At 43.8% G+C, this 19,985-nt stretch carries 14 protein-coding genes; 11 read left to right on the top strand and 3 right to left on the bottom strand.

Annotation, left to right across the window (positions count from 1 at the left end):
• Positions 1-77: 77 nt before the first annotated feature.
• The 10 genes from MKY19_RS29995 to MKY19_RS29950 all read left to right on the top strand — a co-directional run bounded on the left by MKY19_RS29995 (position 78) and on the right by MKY19_RS29950 (position 15,526).
• Positions 78-2,348 carry an AraC family transcriptional regulator gene (locus MKY19_RS29995; RefSeq protein WP_339799539.1) on the top strand — a complete coding sequence of 757 codons (2,271 nt, stop codon included), beginning with the start codon at positions 78-80 and terminating at the stop codon, positions 2,346-2,348.
• 144 nt (positions 2,349-2,492) lie between these two features.
• The gene (locus MKY19_RS29990; RefSeq protein WP_339799537.1) at positions 2,493-5,255 is read left to right on the top strand and encodes a glycoside hydrolase family 3 N-terminal domain-containing protein; all 2,763 of its coding nucleotides are present in this window, start codon (positions 2,493-2,495) and stop codon (positions 5,253-5,255) included.
• A gap of 51 nt (positions 5,256-5,306) precedes the next feature.
• Positions 5,307-7,619, top strand: a complete 2,313-nt coding sequence (locus MKY19_RS29985) for a glycoside hydrolase family 3 C-terminal domain-containing protein (protein ID WP_339799535.1) — start codon at positions 5,307-5,309, stop codon at positions 7,617-7,619.
• A gap of 73 nt (positions 7,620-7,692) precedes the next feature.
• Positions 7,693-8,310, top strand: a complete 618-nt coding sequence (locus tag MKY19_RS29980) for a hypothetical protein (protein ID WP_339267981.1) — start codon at positions 7,693-7,695, stop codon at positions 8,308-8,310.
• Between the two features lie 174 nt (positions 8,311-8,484).
• Positions 8,485-9,543, top strand: a complete 1,059-nt coding sequence (locus tag MKY19_RS29975) for an alcohol dehydrogenase catalytic domain-containing protein (protein ID WP_339799533.1) — start codon at positions 8,485-8,487, stop codon at positions 9,541-9,543.
• 36 nt (positions 9,544-9,579) lie between these two features.
• On the top strand, positions 9,580-11,520 hold the full coding sequence (locus MKY19_RS29970; protein WP_339799531.1) for an alpha-amylase: 1,941 nt from the start codon (positions 9,580-9,582) through the stop codon (positions 11,518-11,520).
• Positions 11,521-11,535: 15 nt separating this feature from the next.
• Complete coding sequence (locus MKY19_RS29965) at positions 11,536-12,672, top strand: extracellular solute-binding protein (RefSeq protein ID WP_339799529.1); 1,137 nt, start codon at positions 11,536-11,538, stop codon at positions 12,670-12,672.
• A gap of 21 nt (positions 12,673-12,693) precedes the next feature.
• Positions 12,694-13,353, top strand: coding sequence for a dihydrofolate reductase family protein (locus tag MKY19_RS29960; RefSeq protein WP_339799527.1), 660 nt, complete (start codon positions 12,694-12,696; stop codon positions 13,351-13,353).
• Between the two features lie 74 nt (positions 13,354-13,427).
• Positions 13,428-14,792 carry an MATE family efflux transporter gene (locus MKY19_RS29955; protein ID WP_339799525.1) on the top strand — a complete coding sequence of 455 codons (1,365 nt, stop codon included), beginning with the start codon at positions 13,428-13,430 and terminating at the stop codon, positions 14,790-14,792.
• 194 nt (positions 14,793-14,986) lie between these two features.
• Positions 14,987-15,526, top strand: a complete 540-nt coding sequence (locus MKY19_RS29950) for a hypothetical protein (RefSeq protein ID WP_339799523.1) — start codon at positions 14,987-14,989, stop codon at positions 15,524-15,526.
• Between the two features lie 12 nt (positions 15,527-15,538).
• Here MKY19_RS29950 and MKY19_RS29945 read toward each other — a convergent pair whose 3' ends face one another.
• Together MKY19_RS29945 and MKY19_RS29940 are read right to left on the bottom strand one after the other, a co-directional pair.
• A complete protein-coding gene (locus MKY19_RS29945) occupies positions 15,539-16,963 on the bottom strand; it encodes a HAMP domain-containing sensor histidine kinase (protein ID WP_339799522.1) in 1,425 nt (474 codons plus the stop codon).
• Positions 16,960-17,667, bottom strand: coding sequence for a response regulator transcription factor (locus tag MKY19_RS29940; protein WP_339799520.1), 708 nt, complete (start codon positions 17,665-17,667; stop codon positions 16,960-16,962). Before MKY19_RS29940 ends, MKY19_RS29945 begins: the two co-directional genes overlap by 4 nt.
• Before the next feature lie 179 nt (positions 17,668-17,846).
• Here MKY19_RS29940 and MKY19_RS29935 point away from each other — a divergent pair, with 179 nt between their 5' ends.
• Entirely contained in the window at positions 17,847-19,049 is a 1,203-nt protein-coding gene (locus MKY19_RS29935; RefSeq protein WP_339799518.1) for a macrolide family glycosyltransferase, read from the top strand.
• A 55-nt stretch (positions 19,050-19,104) separates the two neighbouring features.
• Here MKY19_RS29935 and MKY19_RS29930 read toward each other — a convergent pair whose 3' ends face one another.
• Positions 19,105-19,863 (bottom strand): SDR family NAD(P)-dependent oxidoreductase, encoded by a 759-nt coding sequence (locus tag MKY19_RS29930; protein WP_339267972.1) that lies wholly within the window; start codon positions 19,861-19,863, stop codon positions 19,105-19,107.
• Between the last annotated feature and the right edge of the window lie 122 nt (positions 19,864-19,985).

The following is a 19,985-nucleotide window of genomic DNA, read 5'->3' as shown; positions in this document are numbered from 1 at the left end:
CAATAATTATGAGCAAATGGTCAGGTACTCAGTAACAGTAACATATTTTTTCATGTTGGAAGAGGAGATTGTTGATTTTGAATAAGAAGAGAAATGGATCAGATCAAATCGTACTAGCCGCAATCGAAACGATTGAGGAAGTGGATTTTCTACTTATGACGGAGTTAACGGCATGGTTTGTTCTTTCTGGTTATTTGGAAATTATGCGAAATGGTTCGGATATTTTGATTCGGACAGGCGATATTTTCGTTTTTAATAAAGGTGATATTGTCCGTGTAATTGGCAGTGAAGAGAATGCGACGCTCTCGGTAAAGTTTCTAACCAATGAGTATCAAGAGGAGTTTCCGGCATTTAAGCTTAACATTCCACTGTCGATGGTGTACAAAAAAGATGGATATGAGCTTGTGAAGAATTGTATGGCGTACTTGTACGTCGAAAGGATATATCCGGGAGCCGGTTCTGATTATATCATCGAAGGGTATTCGAAACGTTTAATCGGATTGCTGTACCGATATCTTGGGCCAGAAGATGAAAAGAAGCAAGTGCATACTGCTTCGGATAAGGTAAAAGAAATTGTATCATATATCAATGTTAATTATGCGGACAAACTCAGCCTGGATGAGATTGCTGAAAAGTCTTATAGTAGCAAATACTACCTGGCACATTCCTTTAAAAATCAGCTAGGGATTTCAATCGGAAATTACATCAAAGAAGTGCGATTGTTTCATAGCTTACGTATGCTGGAAAATACGAACGAGAAGATTGTCACGATTGCTTTAGCTAACGGCTTTCCCAATGTACGCTCATTTAACGAGGCATTTAAAATAAGGTATGAGCTTTCACCTGCTGAATTTCGTGAACAGCGTCAAATAAGAGCGGTGCAGAATCGTGTCGATGCGGAGCTGTCCCAAGATGTATTAGCCTTACTATCGCCGTATGTACCGTTAGGTGAATTACCGGCTGGCCCATCTATTGCCCCCAATCGCATCGAGGTCCAATTAGATTTGCATAAAACGATCGGCCAGTACTCAAAGGTGAATCATGTTCTTAAAATAAAAGGTAAACTTATGGATAGCCGTTTGCTCGAAGTGCGTCAGCGTCTAGGGGTGAAGTGGGTAGCGGTCAATCGTATTTTTAAAAAAGTGGATATACGGTTGAGCGAAGGGAAGCTGGTCTGTTCATTTAGTGAGTTGGATCGAATATTGCAGCAGATCGTGTCTGTTGGCATGATTCCCTACCTTCAATTTCAATCTATAGATTTGGATGATTGGGAGGAGCGGGGATTTCATAACAATGAATGGTTTCAAACGGTAATGACTGAATTGAATCTCCATCTGCAGCAAAATTATATGACAAGTCAGGATTGGATGTACGAGTTCCGCTGCTTCTATGAAATGAAAAATAGCAGGCAATTGCGTCTGTCGCTAGTGAATGCCATTTCAATTTTTAAAAACTATAAGAACGTGGTTATTCATTTTCCCATCCCGCCAGAAGATGCGGTGTTGCTCGATATGACTTGCCATAATGCCGTTTATTGCATTGATGACTGGACCCGTATGCGCAAAATTCCACTTGAAACTGCACATAATTATCTATTTGACGAAGAATACATTCGGGTCATTGGTGAGAACACAAACATGCAAGACCAAAACCGTATTTTGGATCGAATGCTGGTTTACGATCAGGATGATTATCTACACGCCTATTCGGATCTAGCGCAAGCAAATGCAAGCATTTGGCAATATATAAACCTAATGAATCAAAATGAAATTGCAGGTCACTATTTCCCCCCATTATCACTCGATTCAGCGAAGCTGTTTGAGTATTTTCCAGATGAGCTGGCAAGTAAGCTTTCATTACTTACACCGGATGGTCGTTACAAGGACAATTGGTATGCGACAGAGTTTGTGAGTCGCTTGTTTGATGAGATTGTGTTCAAAAACAACTCATGTATCGTGACAAAACAGCAAGATAATTACCGCATTTTAACTGTTTATCCAGAAGAAGAGCAACATCTGTTTATCAATGAAAATAAGGAAAAACTAGAATTAGCTTGGCATAAGGCAAAAAGTCCCTATGTTTTTATAAAGATGGAACTTACAAACCTTGAAGGGACATACCGATTGATCAAGCAACGATTAACTACTGAGCAGGTAGATCAGCGATTAGACCTTGCTGATTTAAGGAAATGCAAAAAGTTGTCTTTCGAAGATATTGCGTATTGGAATGCAATTAATCGACCTTCGAGAAGCGTAGAACAACTGAAAATAAAGGGAAATCATACACTTGAGTTCGAAGTTCCGCTATTTGGGATTATTATGATCGACTTAGAAAAAACCAACGATTAATGCTAAATATTGCTCACTCGATTTCTTGATAAATCGAATGAACGCAATATTTAGCTTTTTTTTCGACAAGATCCTGATAGTTAAAATGTAAGCGCTATATTATGATTGTGAAAAAGAAAGACGATACCGGAGGGGGTCGCCGTGGTGGACAATTTTAATACTAAACGTGTTAAGAAAAGTGAAATCGTGCAAAAGGTGAAGGAAGATAAAGCTAAGCTGCGAGCGCGAAAGCAAGAAATTAAAGCGCTACCGGAAGCAGAACGAACAGCAGCGATTGAACAGGACAAACAATTAAGAAAAGAGCAAAAGCAACAAACAAAAATGGAGTTGAAAGCTCTAAGTCGCAAAGATCGTAGAGCGATGAAAAAAGAAGCGAAACGCTACAAGAAAATTAAAAATAGACCAAGACGTTTCACCGGCTGGTCGATTGTAGCGCTTGTTGTCATATTGTTGTTCGTACAATTCGGTGCAACCGCTTCTAGCATCATCGATGCGCTGACAGGAAAACACATTACAGCCGTAACCGATTCCCCTGAGGCGCTTGCAGCACGTGAACAAGGTGGGAAAATAGCTGAAGAAATTGCGAATGAAGGCATTGTTCTATTGAAGAATGATGATAAACAGCTGCCTTTGAAAGATAAAAAGGTTAACGTCTTCGGACTAGCTGCATTAGAGCTACGTTATGGCGGCGGAGGATCGGGTGCGGGGGATACTTCCCGTGCGGTTAATTTATTTAAAGGTCTAGAAAATGCAGGTATTTCGTACAATACCGAGCTTCATGACTTGTATCAAGAGGTTGGTGCAAAAGCAGGAGTGGGCAGCAAGGCGAGTACCGGAGTCATTCAAGTTGTAAAAGGCATGTTAGGCGGAAATTCTAGCGATGAACCTAAAATCGATTATTTATCGGACGAAGCAATAGCACAAGCGAAATCCTATTCGGAAAATGCAATTATTGTCATTGCTAGTGAGAGTACAGAAGCTAGTGATGCGACCGCTGAGCAGTTGAAATTGACAGCAAATAAACGCGCTTTGATTGAAAAGGTTGCACAGTCCTTTGAAAATGTCACAATCGTTGTAAATGCGGGGAATGCCTTAGAGCTTGGTTTCGTAAATGAATTTAAATCCATTAAATCTGTATTGTGGATAGGAACACCTGGCCCTTACGGTGCCAACGCATTAGGAAATATTCTTGCAGGAAATATTAATCCATCAGGCCGTATCACGGATACGTACGTGTATGACAATTCATCGGCTCCAGCAAGTGAGAACTTTGGAGACTATAAATACGATAATTTGAAGTATTCATTCCTCAATTATCAAGAAGGGATCTATGTCGGCTACCGTTTCTATGAAACCTTCTTTTTAAATGATGAAGCAGGCTATCGAGATACCGTGTTATATCCTTACGGACATGGATTAAGCTACACGGATTTCGAGTGGAAGGTTTTGAATCAGTCATTGTCGGAAGACAAGATTGAACTACAAGTCGAAGTGAAAAATGTTGGCGACAGAGCCGGAAAAGATGTTGTTCAAGTTTATTATTCAGCTCCGTATATTGCAGGCGGCATTGAAAAATCGGCCATCGAACTGGCCACTTATGCAAAGACGTCTCTGCTGGAAGCAGGTCAATCCGAGGTGCTTACCCTTTCGTTCGCTACCGAAGAGATGGCATCTTATGATATGAACGTAGAGGAAGCGTATGTATTAGACCCAGGCACATATACGATTAAAGTGGCTCGCAATGTACATGATATCGTGGCAAGCTATGACCTTCAGTTGGCTGAGAAGAAGGTTTTCAAAGAAGATAAGGATACCGGAACGCCTTACGAGAATCGCTTTGAATTAGCAAAAGGTGAAGTTACGTATTTGTCCCGGAATGATTGGGAGAAGACTTACCCTTCAGATGAAAATATTAGTCATAAAGCACCGCAAAATGTGGTCGACGCATTCTCAAAAGAGCCGGAAGCTTCAACGATGGAAATGCCAACGGTTGGCGCTAATAATGGCTTAGTACTGGAGGATTTGAAAGGTTTAGCCTTTGATGATCCGAAATGGAATGAATTCATGGATCAGTTTACATTGGACGAAATGATTGATTATGTAGCAAACGGCGCCTATAGAACGATGGCAGTAGAGCGTTTGGGTGTTCCTAAAACGTTGTTGATGGACGGACCGGCTGGATTTAGTTACTTCTTTAAGCCAATCGAAGCCGCGTCATATCCGTCTGAAATCGTCATTGCAGCAACATGGAACAATGATCTAGCCTATCAAATGGGAGAAGCGGTTGGTAAAGAAGCGCGAGCGTATGGCATTCAAGGCTGGTATGCACCGGGGATGAATATTCACCGTACAGCACAAGGCGGCCGTAACTTTGAATACTTCTCAGAAGATCCTGTGCTTTCAGGAAAAATGGCGGCATCTATGATAAACGGCGCAGAAGACCAAGGCATTATTGCCTTTATGAAGCACTTCGCGTTAAACGATCAAGAAACCAATGCTCGTTCAGGAAATCTGATCTGGGCCAACGAGCAAGCGATTCGCGAAATCTACTTGAAGCCGTTTGAGATTACGGTTAAAGAAAGCAGCCCTCTAGGCGCAATGTCTAGCTTTTCGATCATCGGGACAAAGTGGGCAGGAGCGAATTCCGTCTTGTTAAATGATGTTCTGCGTAAGGAATGGGGCTTTGATGGATTTGTTTCCAGCGATGCGGTCTTTGGATTTATGAAAGCGCCGGATGCGGTTGTAGCTGGCAATGATCTCATGCTCGATATTATGACACCAAGTAAAAACGAGAAATTATTAAAACAAGCATATAAGAAGGATCCTGCAGGAATCACAAATGGGGTTCGCACAAGTGTTCAGCATGTGTTGTACACGATCCTGCAAACCTACTTATTCGAAAAATAGGCGTAAGCATGCGGGGTGAAGAGATTGAAGTATAGAGCGTTAATCGAAAGTATGACCGTAGAAGAAAAGGCATCTTTAATGTCTGGCGCAAACTTTTGGAATACAAAAGCAATCGATCGAGTGAAGATTCCCAGCATTATGCTGACAGATGGACCGCATGGTTTGAGGAAGCAAGGCGGAAAGGCAGACCACTTAGGCTTAAATAAAAGTCTGCCTGCCACTTGTTTTCCGACGGCGGCAACCTTGGCTAATAGCTGGGACAGACAATTGATCTATGAGGTTGGTCAAACGATTGGAAAAGAAGCAGCTAGCGAAAAAGTGAGTGTGTTGCTTGGTCCTGGATTGAACATCAAGCGGAATCCGTTATGCGGACGAAATTTTGAGTATTTTTCCGAGGACCCTTATTTAACGGGAGAATTAGCGAGTGAGATGGTCAAAGGCATTCAGGTGAACGGCATCTCTGCATGTCCTAAACACTTTGCGGTCAATAGCCAAGAACATATGCGAATGACGATTGACGAAGTCGTGGATGAACGCTCGTTAAGAGAATTGTATTTAGAAGGATTTAGACGTGTAGTTGAGAAGGGTCAACCGAAAACCATCATGACCTCTTACAACAAAGTCAACGGCACGTTCGCCAATGAAAATAACGATTTGTTACAGGATATTCTGTACGGTGAATGGGATTTTAATGGCGTAGTCGTTACGGATTGGGGCGGGAATAATGACCGTGTTGCAGGATTGAAAGCAGGCAATCAATTGGAGATGCCTTCAACCAATGGAATTACGGATCAAGAAATCGTGCAAGCCATTAAAAACAATGAGCTAGACGAAGAAGTGCTGAATGACGCTGTCGATCGTCTGCTCGGATTAGTCTTTACTACCCAGCTGCATGATCAAGACACACCGCGCATTGATTATGAGGAGCACCACAATAAAGCGATAGAAGCTGCCAAACGTTCGATTGTGTTATTGAAAAATGACGATAAGATATTACCGCTTAAACACGGCAATAAAGTTGCGATTATTGGTGATTTCGCCAGTAATCCTCGCTACCAGGGTGCTGGAAGCTCGCTTATTAATCCTGCCAAGCTATCCAATGCCTGCGATGTGCTGGGTCAATCTGGCTTATCGATTGTGGGATATGCGAAAGGCTTCAAGCGAATGGGTGGAAAAAATGACCGTTTACTAAAGGAAGCTGTTACGTTAGCTCAGAAAGCAGATACCATTTTGCTGTTCTTGGGGCTGGACGAAGGCAGCGAAGCCGAAGGTGTTGACCGCGTAAACCTTAGCTTACGTGATAACCAGCTCGAACTGCTTCGTTCATTAACAGAAGTCAATTCCAATATTGTGGTGATTCTCGCTGGCGGTGGTGCCATTGAAATGCCGTTTATAAAGAATGTCAAAGCTATCGTTCATACCTATTTATCTGGACAAGGAAGTGCTGAAGCGTTAAAGAGTGTTTTACTTGGAGAGTACAACCCAAGTGGTAAGCTCAGCGAGACATTCCCGATCAAGTATAGTGATGTCTCTTCTGCTCCTTATTATCCAGGTAAGGAGGCAACCGCAGAGCATATCGAAGGCATTTTTATCGGTTACCGTTATTTTGATACCGTGAATAAACCTGTGTTATTTCCGTTTGGTTATGGGCTGTCCTATACAACCTTTGCATATACGGATTTAACGGTTGATCAGCATCAGGTTTCATTTACCATCACCAATACAGGGGCAGTCGCAGGGGAAGAAGTTGCGCAGCTCTACATCCAGAAACAAGATTCATCGATATTTAGAGCCAAACGAGAATTAAAAGGTTTTGAAAAGGTGAGCTTAGAGCCGGGTGAAAGCAAATGTGTCACAATGATTCTGGAGGAACGTGATTTTTCGTATTATAATCCGACGATTCACGATTGGGCGGTCGAGCCTGGCGCTTACGACATTCAAATCGGAAGTTCAATCCAGTCTATTCTTTTGCAGGAACATGTTATGCTTACGGGCGATTCCGTTTCTTGTGAACATACAAAGGAGCAATTCCCACATTATTTTAGCGGACATGTTCATGAAGTAACGGCAGCGGAATATAAGGGGCTCTTGGGTTATGAACCTCCTTCTCCTTATTGGGATCCAAAGCAGGACTTGGGGTTAAACGACACCATTGCTCAAGCTAAATATAAGAACGCACTTGGAAAAACAATCTATCATATTGTCCTTTTCTTTAACAAGTTTTTTGAAGCAGTCAATAAACCTCTGCTAGCGAATAATGTCTACTTTGTTCTGAATATGCCTTTTCGTCAAATTGACCGTTTTACTGGCGGGAAAATTAGTCGAAAGCAAATCTTGAAGGTATTGAAATGGATAAACCGATAGGAAAATAGTAGCGAGGAAAGGGGATACTACGGTATCTCCTTTTTCTAAGCTTCAAAGGAGAAATAGAAGGCGTATGAGCGAAGTGAATTTCGAGAAAAACACAGGAATGATGGGTGTTTGGAATAAATTCAAGGGACAACATCCGAATATTGCACAATTCATAGTATTTTTTATACTGAGTGCTGGAATGACGGTATTACAACTTGTTCTAATGCCTTTATTTAAACTCATATTTGCACAGACATCATTACTATCTACAAGCTTTCAAGTTTTTCAGTTGGGACATAACTTTGATGGAAGTGCTTATTATATATTCGATTATGCGGCTGGTTCGCTTACATCAGGAGGTGGAGGAGGACTTGGCTATTTTCTTGCCGTTCAAATCACGCTCGGCATTGCACAGATCATTAACTTTTTCGCACAGAGAAGCATTACATTTAAATCAAACAGTAACGTTTGGAAGGCTGCTTTCTGGTATGTATTAGCGTATATTCTTATAACCGTTGGTGCTGCCGCGGCGCAAGGATTTTACAAGGCTCCTATCTATAACTTATTAATTAACACATGGGGAATGGGTTCAATGGGGGAGACAACCGCGGATATTATTACAATGATTATCAATAGTACAATTTCGTTCTTGATATTCTACCCTATTTTTAAAATCATTTTTAAACAGGAGCCTGCAAAATAAGCCTAGTAAAGGCACACCTTTCCTGATTTACGGGGGAGGTGTTTTTTTTATTTAAAGCGTTTATTTATCTGAAAGCTTTATAAAAATGTAAACAATAACATTTTACGACAATATTCACCTTACTTTTACATGGGGGGTATGATATATTCTGGTTGAAAATGGATAATAGGAAAAATGAAAGGAAGAATGCGTATGGAAGCGCTGGTGTGGACATCCAATGATAAGCTAGAGCTCTGCGAATGGGAAGAGCCACAGATTGTAACCCCGGATGAAGTTAAGATTCGGATTGAGATGACAGGCATTTGTGGAACAGATCTAGCGGTCATAACCGGTAAAGAGGAAGGAGTTCCAGGAATCATTCGCGGTCATGAGGCTGTGGGGACCGTAATTGAAATTGGCAGTAATGTTGACCGTGTTAAGGTGGGGGACCGAGTAGTTATCGATCCGAATCAAAGCTGCAATGAATGTTATTTTTGCTTGAAAGAACAGCCGCACTTATGTATAGGTTCCGATGGAAATGGGATGCCTATTGCTGGTTTGAATCGAAATGGGACATTCACTTTTTTTTTCTCAACTGTACAAACGTTTGCACACCTTTTACCTGATCATATGAGCTGGGAGACGGGGGTATTAATCGAGCCGCTTGCCTGTGTGCTGCACAATTTCAAAGAAGCTAATGTCACGGCTGACGATAAGGTGCTCATTCTTGGATCGGGTCCAATGGGGCTGTTAAGTCAAATGGTGAGTAAATCAAAAGCTGCGCTCACGGTAGCGACGGAAATTAATCCCTATCGGTTGGCATTTGCTAGAGAGATCTCGGATTTTGCTCTAACACCATCCCAATTAAATCAAGCTACCGTAGATGAAATCTGCGCGGGACATAAGTTTGATGTGATTATCGATACGGTGGGCACTCAGCTCGAAGTTGCGGAGGAATGGATTGAGCGAGGAGGGCGCATTGTTCCTTTTGGAATTAATGCGAAGTATCGGTACACCTTTTCCCCTACCAGATTCGTACAGCATGCAATCAAAATTATCGCAGCAGGCGAATACCGCTACATGTTCGAGGAAGCTTTGCGGTTTGCCGCTGAGACACCTGAACTGGAGAAATTGGTGACCAGAAAAGTTAAGCTCAATCAGCACGAGGCAGCAATAAACGAGTTGATCGGCTATGAATTGAACTCTTTGAAGGTGGTTGGGAGTGACACCGTAAAGACGGTTTTTGTTCCCTAAACGTAGAACTGCAATCAATGAGAGGTGGATCTGTTAATGAGCAAAGAAAGCAAATTTAGACTTGTTCAGGATTACTTGTCTACACACAAAGATAAAGACGTTGCGCCAATTTGGATTCCTACTGTGTGGAATGAGTGCAAATATGAGCGTGTTCTTTTCGAAAAAGACGGTGAAATTTGTGTACATCCGTATGATTTTTTGACAGAGCATTTGAAGTATGTAGACAAGCTTTCGTGGAGATATTCGCTCAAGGAACGCACGAATTTAGACGACAGCGCGATCTATTCTTCATTAATTCGTTATTCGACGGCTTGGGATTACAACCATGATGGAACAATTGAATCCGGCACTTTTTTAAGATTCCTTATTCTTCTGCCGCTGTTAAAAAAAATGGGCATCAATATTCTGTATATGCTTCCAGTGAACCAGTACAGCAAGTTGAATCTGAAAGGAGATATCGGGTCACCTTACGCTGTGCAATCGTTATTCCACTTGGATCAGAACCTACACGACAGCTTGCTGGATGGTATGGAGGAGTTTACGATCCACGATGAGCTCAGCGCTTTGGTAGAAGCTTGTCATTTGCTTGATATTAAGACTGTTGTTGATTTCATTCCCCGTGTAACGGCGAAAAACAGTGCGTTCATTACCGAACATCCCGAATGGGTGTATTGGATCAAAATGCAGGAATTAGAAGGCTTTGCACCGCCATCGATTCCTGAGCTTGGATTCTTTGAGGAGTGTACGCCTGACAAATTGGAGACGGTCTACCACAGCCAGGAAACCGCAGCATTTCTGCGGAAGTTCTCGCCGCCGCCCAATGAACTTCATCCAATCCTTTGGCAGCAGTTAAAAGAGAGGGCTGCTAAAACTGGAAATGAGCTATTAACTTTGGTGGAGCAAGAGATGGGGATAACGACTGCTCCCGCGCATTCGGATTGGATTAACGATGTACAGCCGATTTGGACAGACATTACGTTCTTGCGCCTCTACAAGGACTTTTCTCCGCAAGTGAGACATCTTATAAGTTCGGATCAGGCACCATATGTTCTTTTTGATACGATTAAATGCAATGACTACCCGGGTGAGGAGCCGAATTTGGAGCTGTGGGATGTGCTGGAGGAGGCCGTACGGTTTAATCTCGAAAAGTATGGGATTGATGGCTTCCGCATCGATATCGGACATGTACTTCCTATTCCGCTGTTGACTCGTATTTTTGACACGATTAAAGAGTTGAATCCGAATGCAATCTTGATCAGCGAAGATTTGTTCAATCGTAATCACAAGAAGGCGGCGAGCACCGGCTACAACATTATGCTTGGCAGCGGATGGAATGTCATGACGCAAATCAATAAGGACAATCTCGTTTCATTCTTAGAGGAGCTGCCTGAGTTAAACATTCATGTGTTCGCCTGTGCAGAAACAGCAGATACGCCTCGAATCACGAGCCGTGGCGGTGTTGAGGTGGCTCGGATGATTGCGGTATTTAATCAATTTCTTCCGAATGCAATTCCATACGTGACGACTGGCTATGAAATGAATGAGGAGCAGCCACTCAACTGTGGTCTTGGCGACAACACGAACGGAGAGGAGATTTCCCGCGCTTTTTTTAACGTCATGCAAATTAATTGGACAAATCCTGCACCGATGCTGCCGTTGCTGACAGAGCTAAGTGAATTTAAGAAAGATTGGCCCCAGCTAGTGAAGCCAGAAAACTTTTTCGTGGCTCAATCCCCGGAAGGTACAGTTCTGTACGGGTATATGCATGGCGAACAGACGCTGCTCTGCTGCTTTAACTTGAGTGCTGATGTTTCCTGCCAAGTTGATTTGAAGGCTGCGGTACCTGGGCGGTGCCCAATGACCGTGACACTGGATAGTTCCTTAACGGGCAGCATCGCAGGTCAGACGTTAGACAGCTTACTGCTTGCACCAAATCAGGCTTTAGTGCTCGTAAACAATCATAGACAAGTTAGTTAAGGGAGAGAGGCAGCGATGGAAAAGAAGAACAAAGAAATTGTGTTATGGCATGAGTTTGACGGTCCGGGAGATACCTCGATTGAGGTGTTGGAGGGAATTTGCAAGCTGTATACAGAGCGCTTCGGCGTACAAATTACGCCACAAGTGATGAACATTACGGAGTTGACTGCGCGCCTGAACCAAATTAAGGACACCCATCAAGGTCCGCATCTGGCGATGGTTCCTGCGGATATGTCCTCCTACGTTGAGAATGGCCTTTACTCTGAAGTACCGGGCTGGCTATTCGATGATGCACTCACTGAAGGGGCACTTTCAACGATGCAACTGGATGGTGTTCAGTATGGTATCCCGGTATTACGGGGCAATCATCTGGTTGTGTATTACAATCCGGAGATTTACGCCAGTGCGCCGACGACATGGGAAGTGTTCGAAGAGGCAGCAGAGAGGTTGTCCGCTCAAGGCATCATACCGATTGGAGCAGATTTACAGCAGGGTTATTGGTTTATTCCGTTTCTTACAGCTTTCGGTGGTTGGCCTGTTCAGGATGGAAAGCCGAATATCGTAACCCCTGAAATGAAGCGATCACTTGAGTTCATCCATGACAAGATGGATCAAGGCGTGCTCGTCAGTCTCGACGGTTCCACAGGACTGCTAGAGCAGTTTATTGACGGTAAGATTGGCGCCATTATTTGTGGAGAGTGGATTTATAACCATCTGGACAAGCAGATGAACAACAGGCTTGCGGTCTGCCAGCTTCCGGTCATAGAAGGCCAGCAATCGCTATCCATGTCTTCTTCTATCGGCCTGATTTACCCGAATCATTCGTTAACGTCGGAGGAACGGGAAGATATCTTGTCTTTCACGCATTTTATGTTGAGTGATGAATGCCAGACCATGTGGACGCTGGGTGTGCAGCGGATTCCAGCTCAGGAAGAGGTGCTGAACCGTCTAGCTGCCTCTGTTACGCCTAACAAACATATGATTATATCGCTGTTGGAGCACGTACGGCCGATGCCGACGTACCCCTTCATGATTCATGTATGGGAGGCGCTAAATGCGGGTCTAACCGAGCTGCCCTTAAGCAATCCTGAACAATCATTAAAAAAAATAGAACAGACTATCCAAGCATTCTGGGGCGCATATAAAAGCTAAAAAGAGACGGGGAGAAGAAACATGAAAACAACGATATTCAGCCAAATTTCGATTGACGGTAAGCTCACTATGGGAGCTGGTAATTCGAGTAAGGAGCTTTTTTCTTTGTTTTCCAGTGAGGATATGGAATTCATTCATCTATTCCGGGGGAATGTGCAGGGCATTATGGTCGGCAAAAATACAATCCTGACGGACAATCCCTTTCTTACTAATCGGTATGAGGAGAACAAAAATCCAATCCGGATCATTCCGACGACCACCTTGGATATTCCGCTAAATAGCAATGTGCTCTCGGATGAGGGGAGGACGATTATTGTCACAACCGAGAAAGGACGGGATGAATATAAAATCAAGCAGATCCGGGAAAGAGGGAAGGAGTGCCTCATCTGCGGTGAGGATAAAGTCGATTTCGTGGAGCTTGAACGTCAGTTGGAAGACAACTTCGGGATTACCAGCTTGATGGTCGAGGGCGGCGGCTTTTTGAACTGGCATATCTTCGATCAGGACATCGTCGATGAAATTATTCTGATGCAGCTTCCGATCATCATAGGTGGTTCCACGAACATTACTTTAGTGGATGGAGACGGGTATCAGCAATTGTGCTTTGCGAAAAAGTTCAAGGTTGTAGAAATTCAGCCAAAAGATAATTATACGCTCATGCGCTACAAAAAAGTGATATAACCTCACACGAAGTCATAGACTGCGAATGGCTATGGACGCGGTAAAATCGAGAAAATGGGGGTTGTGAATGATCCATGTCAGAGAAAGAGAACTTCTACAAAAGTGTGTATAAAATCGCTGTACCTGTTACGCTTCAAAGCTTACTGATGGCATTGCTCAATTTGACGGATCAGTTGATGGTCGGGCAGCTTGGAGATGTGGCGATTGCTTCGGTGGGAATGTCCACCAAAATATATGGGATCATCGCGGTTGTCTTGGCTGGTCTATCGACGGGTGTGTCTATTTATGCAGCCCAGTTTTGGGGGAACAAAGATTCCAAAAGCGTCTCCCAGGTGCTGGGCCTTGGACTACTCGTCGGCTTCGCGTTCTCGTTCTTATTTTCTGCGGCTGTCTTCATCGATTCGCCGCTTTTCCTGAGCATGTTCACGACAGATGCGAATGTAATAGATAATGGGTATATTTTTCTGCAGATCATGTCGATCGGCTTTGTACCTGTCATGCTCACGATGATGTATTCCGCGATTTTGCGTAGTACGGGCCATGCCAAATGGCCGATGTATGTAAGCTTAATTGCTGTTGTGTTGAATATTATACTGAATTACGTACTTATTTACGGGAACTTCGGCGCTCCAGCGCTTGGTCTGAAGGGCGCAGCTATTGCAACCCTTATTTCCAGGGTAATAGAATGTTTGTTGATCATTGGTGCCGTGTACCGATATCGTTTACCAGGCGCTGTTGGGTTAAAGAACTTGTTCATCATTCCCAGACCGCTCATCCGCAAGTTTTTTGGAACGACGTATCCGCTGCTGCTGACTGAATTGATCTGGGTATTGGGTGAAACGGCATATGCGATCATCTATAGCCGCATGGGGACGATGGAGATGACGGCGATGACCATTACCTTCCCATTGCAAGGGCTTTGCATCGGCTTATTGTCCGGTCTGGCTAGTGCAGCTGGGGTTTTGGTTGGCAACCGTTTGGGCGCGAACGAAACGGATATCGCACTCGATCATGCGAAAAAGTTCATTCGTCTTGGCATTATCATCTCTCTAATTGTCGGGGTTATCATTGCGGCAGGCTCGAAGCTGTATGTCTCCGCATTCAATATCTCCGAGGATGCTAAACAGATGAGCATATATATCGTTATCGTATTCGCTGGATTTCTTTGGGCCAAAGTTTCCAATATGATTATAGCAGGCGGCATTCTAAACAGTGGGGGAGACAGCAAGTTCGTGTTCAGCATGGAATCGACCGCGACATGGCTGATAGGTGTCCCCTCCGGGCTATTGCTATCATACGTCTGGAAGCAGCCTGTCTACCTTGTATATCTCGTCATATCACTTGAGGAGGTTGTCCGTTTTGGCTTCGGTTACGCCCGGATTTACTCCCGGAAGTGGATGAGAAATTTAGTCAACGATTTGGCTGAAAAAGCGATGTAAGGGCTGATTGGATCGCTCAAGGCTCCCGTGTATTCCCGACTAAGGGAAAGTCACGGGAGTCTTTTTGTAACTAATGATATGATTGTCGTATGGGGTGACTTTGAACGGGTGATAATTAATTAAACGAGTCTAGCCAGAAAGGAACTGCTATGCAAGAGACTTCTAGAAACCATAGATTCAATTATTTTTTTGAAATGATTCTTCACCTCATTTGCGGAGTATCAATTGTTTATTTTGGCCTGAATGGAAATGATGATAAAACATTTCAAGCAGCCCTTATCATTCTAGTCCTGTTACTCTTTAAGGGCTTAATCACAAGGACCAACAGCGAACTGCCTCCCGCACTTCAGTTTTCGGTGCTGGTCTTTATCACAATCACGATGATGCTCGCCAATTTATTCAATTTGTATGGTGTCATCCCTTATTTAGATAAGATTGAACATCTGCTGTCTGGAATTATTTTATTGTTCGTAGGACGATTCATCTTGATCAAGATGGCTAAGCGTAAAGGGCTGGGCGGTCTGCCTTCCAACATCATCATTTGGTTCGCGTTCCTGTTTGCTGTTGCAATGGCTGGAATGTGGGAGATTTATGAGTTTACGGTGGATCATCTCTTTGAGCTTCATTCGCAAAATGGTAGTTTGACCGACACGATGATGGATATGATTTGCGGAACATTGGGCGCTCTCGTCGCCTCCTTCTATTTATTCGTAGAAGCACGCAGAAAAACGTAGCTTTGATCGACGTTAATTTTCATGTTCACTAGGAGACTTCTTAGGAATTCTAATCTGAAAAATGGTTTCCGTCACAGCTTCGTCCAGCAAACGCACGTTGCCATGGTGCAATTCCGCGATTTCCTTGACGATCGAGAGCCCGATGCCAAGTCCCTCGCCTTTTCTTCCACCGTCGGCGCGGTAGAAACGCTCGAAGATACGCTCGCGATCCTCTCGTGCGATCCCTTTACCCCGGTTTTTGACCGTGAGAACCACTTCCTCTTGTTCCTCCGTCAATCCAATTCCCAGATAGTGTCCTTCTTCACCGTAACGAACGGCATTGTCCAGCAAGTTGCGCAAAGCACGTTCGATCAGCGGTGCGTCGATCATAACCTCGATATCCGTATCTTGGATGTCTGCCTCCAACACGATGTTCTTATCGTCCAGGAATAAGAGGTACTCGGCTGCAATCTTTCGCATTAATTCCGACAGGTTATGTGGAGCGAGCTGAAGCCGAAGTAGATGCTCTTCTTGACGGGTAATGTCGAGTAACTGATCAAGCAGCTTATCCATGTAGCGAGAGTGCTGCAGGATGATTTTGGCCCCGGACTGAAGCTCGTTCTCATTCTTGTACGCACCGGTACGGATCATCTCGGCATAACCCAAAATCATAGTTAACGGCGTTCGCAAATCGTGGGACAGGTCCGATAAGAGCAGTCTTCGCCGATGTTCTAACTGTTCGATTTGGGCAGACTGGCTCTGGATACGCATTGCCATTGAATTGTAGTGTTGGGTCAGCTGAGCGATCTCGTCCCTCGACGTATCTTCCAGCACGATGACATCGCTTCGGATTCCGACTTGGTTCAGCGCGTTGTTCAGTTTTGTAATGCGACGATCGGTGGAAGAGAAGAACCATAAGGAAAGGAGATAGGGAAGCAACAACGCCAGTAACAGAGGTAAAATAAATGTTAGTAAAGCCTTATACGTTCGGAGAAAAAAATATATTTGTCCAGATGTCATGTCTTCGCTGGATAAACTCAATAACATGTAATAGGATCGATAATCATGGGCAACGGAATAAGTAAGAGTGATCGGAGTATTTTCACCCCAAAGATTATTTGGCATATGGTCAACACGGTCGGCTAATTTGCGGAAGTCGTAGGAATTATTCTCGCCGGCGGAATCATACAGCGTCGAACCGTCCTCAGCCAGCCACTCTAGGCGGATCTTGGAATGCGGGCGTAGTACTTCTTCCAGAATGGGTTGAACCTCTGGTCCCGAGTAGGCGTCTTGCCGTTCTATAGTCGTAAGTGCTTCTTGTGAGATGGCGTTTAACGTCTTCAGATCATATCCCGGGGTCCAAGTCTTCCCGGTCATTAGGGTAATCGTAATAAACAAGACGATGCTTCCTGCGGCACTGGATAGCATCATCAGCCATAGCTTAGTTCGTCTCTTCATCGTCCGTCACCCGAGAGGCGATAGCCGATGCCGCGAATGGTATGAAGATTAGATTGGGACCCGGGTGCGCTTTCAAGTATTTTTCGGATGCGGCTGATGAAGACGCTGAGGTTGTTGGCGTCATAGTTTTCATGCTGCCAGACTTGTTTGTAGATTTCTCCTTTTGTTAGTACGCGATCAGGATTGAGCATGAACACTTGCAGTAGATGGGATTCGACCGGAGTCAGTCCATGTTGTTGTCCATCATTATGTAGTACATAATTGTCGATATCCAGAATAAGTTTATTCAATTGAATCACATGGGGCCGGTTGGAGGTCTCAGGATGGCGCCTGCGGAAATGGGCCTGTATCCGTGCTAGCAGCTCCATTGGACTGAAGGGCTTGGTCATGTAATCGTCGGCTCCCAGTCCAAGTGCGTCGATTCTGTCTTCCACTTCTCTTCTCGCACTAAGCGCAATGACCAGCGTTTCCGGACGATGTTCCCGCAAGTAGCGTAGAACTTCGAAACCGTTACCGTCGTCCATCATGATGTCCAGAACGATCAGTGAGAAAGGCTGCGCTTGTAGCTGTAAGATCGCCTGCCGCCCAGACTCCGCTTCGGCGATGTCCCATCCGGCGCGTTCCAGATGTAAGCGAATAAGCTCACGAATGTCGGGTTCATCATCGACGATCAGAATCCGGTCCATGTTTTCATCACTCTCCATTTTTTGTTAACTATGATTTCATTATTATAGCAAAATTAGGTAAAATTAGGATCGGAATATCGACTGGGGATTTTGATAAGTAGAAGTTTCTTAGATAAACTTATAATGGGTACATTGAAAAGGACAAAAGAGGGAGCTACATACATCGTAACTTAGGTCATAACTGAGGAGTGGTAGGCATGGCACGTGTCTTATTTATTAATGCTGGATCAGAGGGACATATCAATCCAACGATTGGCGTTGTACAGGAGCTCATTTCTCGTGGAGAAGAGGTAGTGTACTTCACTATAGAAGCTTTTCGGGAGCGTATGGAGGAGACAGGTGCTATAGTACGGACATTGGACGCTCAACAATTTATAAAAGCCTTTATTTCAGGTGGGAGAGATTATCTGCTTGAAAGAGTCAATGGGCTTTTACTTACGGCGGATATCGTTATACCAAGCGTTCTTGAACAGATTAAGGGGGAGCATTTCGATTACATCATCCATGATTCGATGTTTGGTTGTGGACGTTTACTGGCTCAAATTCTTAATCTTCCTGCAATCAACTCTTGTACTTCTTTTGCACAGACAAAGGAATCATTTGATCAAGTCATGGGACGATTCTACACAGGAGCCCCTGCAGAAATAGTAAAAGCTGTAGACGATAGATTTCAAAGTCTGACCATAAAAATAAAGGAACAATATGGTGTGCAGATTCACTCTCCTTACGAAGTGTTCTGTAATCCTGCACCACTTACAATCGTGTATACGACAAGGGAGTTTCAACCTTATGGAGAAGCCTTCGACCCATCGTATAAATTCGTTGGTCCTTCCATCTCTTCACGATTAACGCCAGATCATTTTGATTTTTCTGCAATCAAGGGGAAGGACCTAATTTACATTTCAATGGGTACGGTCTTCAACCAAGCAAGTGATTTCTATAAGCTTTGTTTTGAGGCATTCGGGAATACGGAGCATACGATTGTTATGTCCATTGGGAACAAAGTGCAAATCTATGATTTAGGAGAAAATCCTCCCAACTTCATAGTTAAAAACTATGTTCCACAGACGGATATATTACAGTACACAAAAATATTCATTACACATGGTGGAATGAATAGTGCGCATGAAGGACTCTACTATGGGGTTCCGCTAATTGTAATCCCACAAAGTGCGGATCAGCCGATCATTGCGGAGCAAGTGGTCAATATTGGAGCGGGCATTAAATTACAAATGCAAGGATTAACTGCAACTGAACTGCGTGAAGCTGTAGAGCGTGTGCCCACCCTTCCGTCATTCCAAAAAGCTGTTGCAACGACTAAAGATTCCTTTCGGACATCCGGTGGACCTCATCAAGCTGTTGATGAGATTTTCGAATGGAAGTGTCAATATCTTGGTTAGTGTGCATGGCCATCCGTTGAAGGATGGCCATATTTGTTTAACTTTCGAGACAAGCCTATCGCGTACTCTCCACATAATTAAAAATAGCATCTCTCAACTCAAACTCGTACGTCAAACCATTCACAAGTCCCACCACATGATTGCTGTCATACAGATCGAGCATGAAGCCAGCCATTTCCTTTGCGGTATGGAATTTCCGCACAGCGCCGTGATATTCGAAATTCGTGACATCGAAAGCACGTTTCGCGAATTCTGTTTCTGTTGCGGCAGGTGCCAACACTTTAGCCTGCATAGGTGCACCTTGACTCTTCAACTCATGAGATAGTCCTTCAGTAAATGCACTTACATAAAACTTCGTCGCACAGTACGTTATAGCATTGCCCACAATCGTATAACCGCCACCAGATGAAACGTTAATTAATTGCGTGCCATCAATAGTGGAGTAGTCTCGAACGAATAAAGAGGAGAGTATAGTCAACGCTTCTATGTTCAGATGTAGCATTGTAGTTATTTTATTTAAATCTTGCTCGGCCACTGAAGCAAAGTTCCCAAATCCGGCATTGTTGATCCAGGTTTCGATGGAATATCCTTGCAGGCTTTCATACAATGTATAAGCATTCTCGATAACGGATAAGTCAATCGTTTGAATGACAACCTCTACATTAGGATGAATACGAGCGATTTTAGACTGTAATTCCTCTAGCTGTTCCTTTCTGCGGGCCACAAGGATTAAGTTTTTTCCACGAGAAGCAAAAGCTAGGGCAGCTTCATAACCTATCCCTGAACTAGCCCCGGTAATTACAGTATACTTCATGTGATTTCCTCCTATTTCTTCTACGAGAATGTAATTCGATCTTACAGCGATTTGATTATATAGGTTAGAGTTTACTCTAAGGCAAATGTTTTTTATAATCAGGGTGACTTTCAAAATAAAAT

The sequence above is a fragment of the Paenibacillus sp. FSL R5-0744 genome (genome assembly GCF_037972555.1).
Classification (GTDB): Bacteria; Bacillota; Bacilli; order Paenibacillales; family Paenibacillaceae; genus Paenibacillus_AQ.
Note: the sequence above shows the minus strand (reverse complement) of the source record. Positions and strands in the feature narration are given on the sequence as shown.

Coding starts and splice junctions, on each gene's coding strand:
- MKY19_RS29985 (WP_339799535.1), top strand. CDS start 5,307: ATGACCGTAGAAGAAAAGGCATCTTTAATGTCTGGCGCAAACTTTTGG.
- MKY19_RS29980 (WP_339267981.1), top strand. CDS start 7,693: ATGAGCGAAGTGAATTTCGAGAAAAACACAGGAATGATGGGTGTTTGG.
- MKY19_RS29975 (WP_339799533.1), top strand. CDS start 8,485: ATGAAAGGAAGAATGCGTATGGAAGCGCTGGTGTGGACATCCAATGAT.
- MKY19_RS29970 (WP_339799531.1), top strand. CDS start 9,580: ATGAGCAAAGAAAGCAAATTTAGACTTGTTCAGGATTACTTGTCTACA.
- MKY19_RS29965 (WP_339799529.1), top strand. CDS start 11,536: ATGGAAAAGAAGAACAAAGAAATTGTGTTATGGCATGAGTTTGACGGT.
- MKY19_RS29960 (WP_339799527.1), top strand. CDS start 12,694: ATGAAAACAACGATATTCAGCCAAATTTCGATTGACGGTAAGCTCACT.
- MKY19_RS29955 (WP_339799525.1), top strand. CDS start 13,428: ATGTCAGAGAAAGAGAACTTCTACAAAAGTGTGTATAAAATCGCTGTA.
- MKY19_RS29950 (WP_339799523.1), top strand. CDS start 14,987: ATGATTCTTCACCTCATTTGCGGAGTATCAATTGTTTATTTTGGCCTG.
- MKY19_RS29945 (WP_339799522.1), bottom strand. CDS start 16,963: ATGAAGAGACGAACTAAGCTATGGCTGATGATGCTATCCAGTGCCGCA.
- MKY19_RS29940 (WP_339799520.1), bottom strand. CDS start 17,667: ATGGAGAGTGATGAAAACATGGACCGGATTCTGATCGTCGATGATGAA.
- MKY19_RS29935 (WP_339799518.1), top strand. CDS start 17,847: ATGGCACGTGTCTTATTTATTAATGCTGGATCAGAGGGACATATCAAT.
- MKY19_RS29930 (WP_339267972.1), bottom strand. CDS start 19,863: ATGAAGTATACTGTAATTACCGGGGCTAGTTCAGGGATAGGTTATGAA.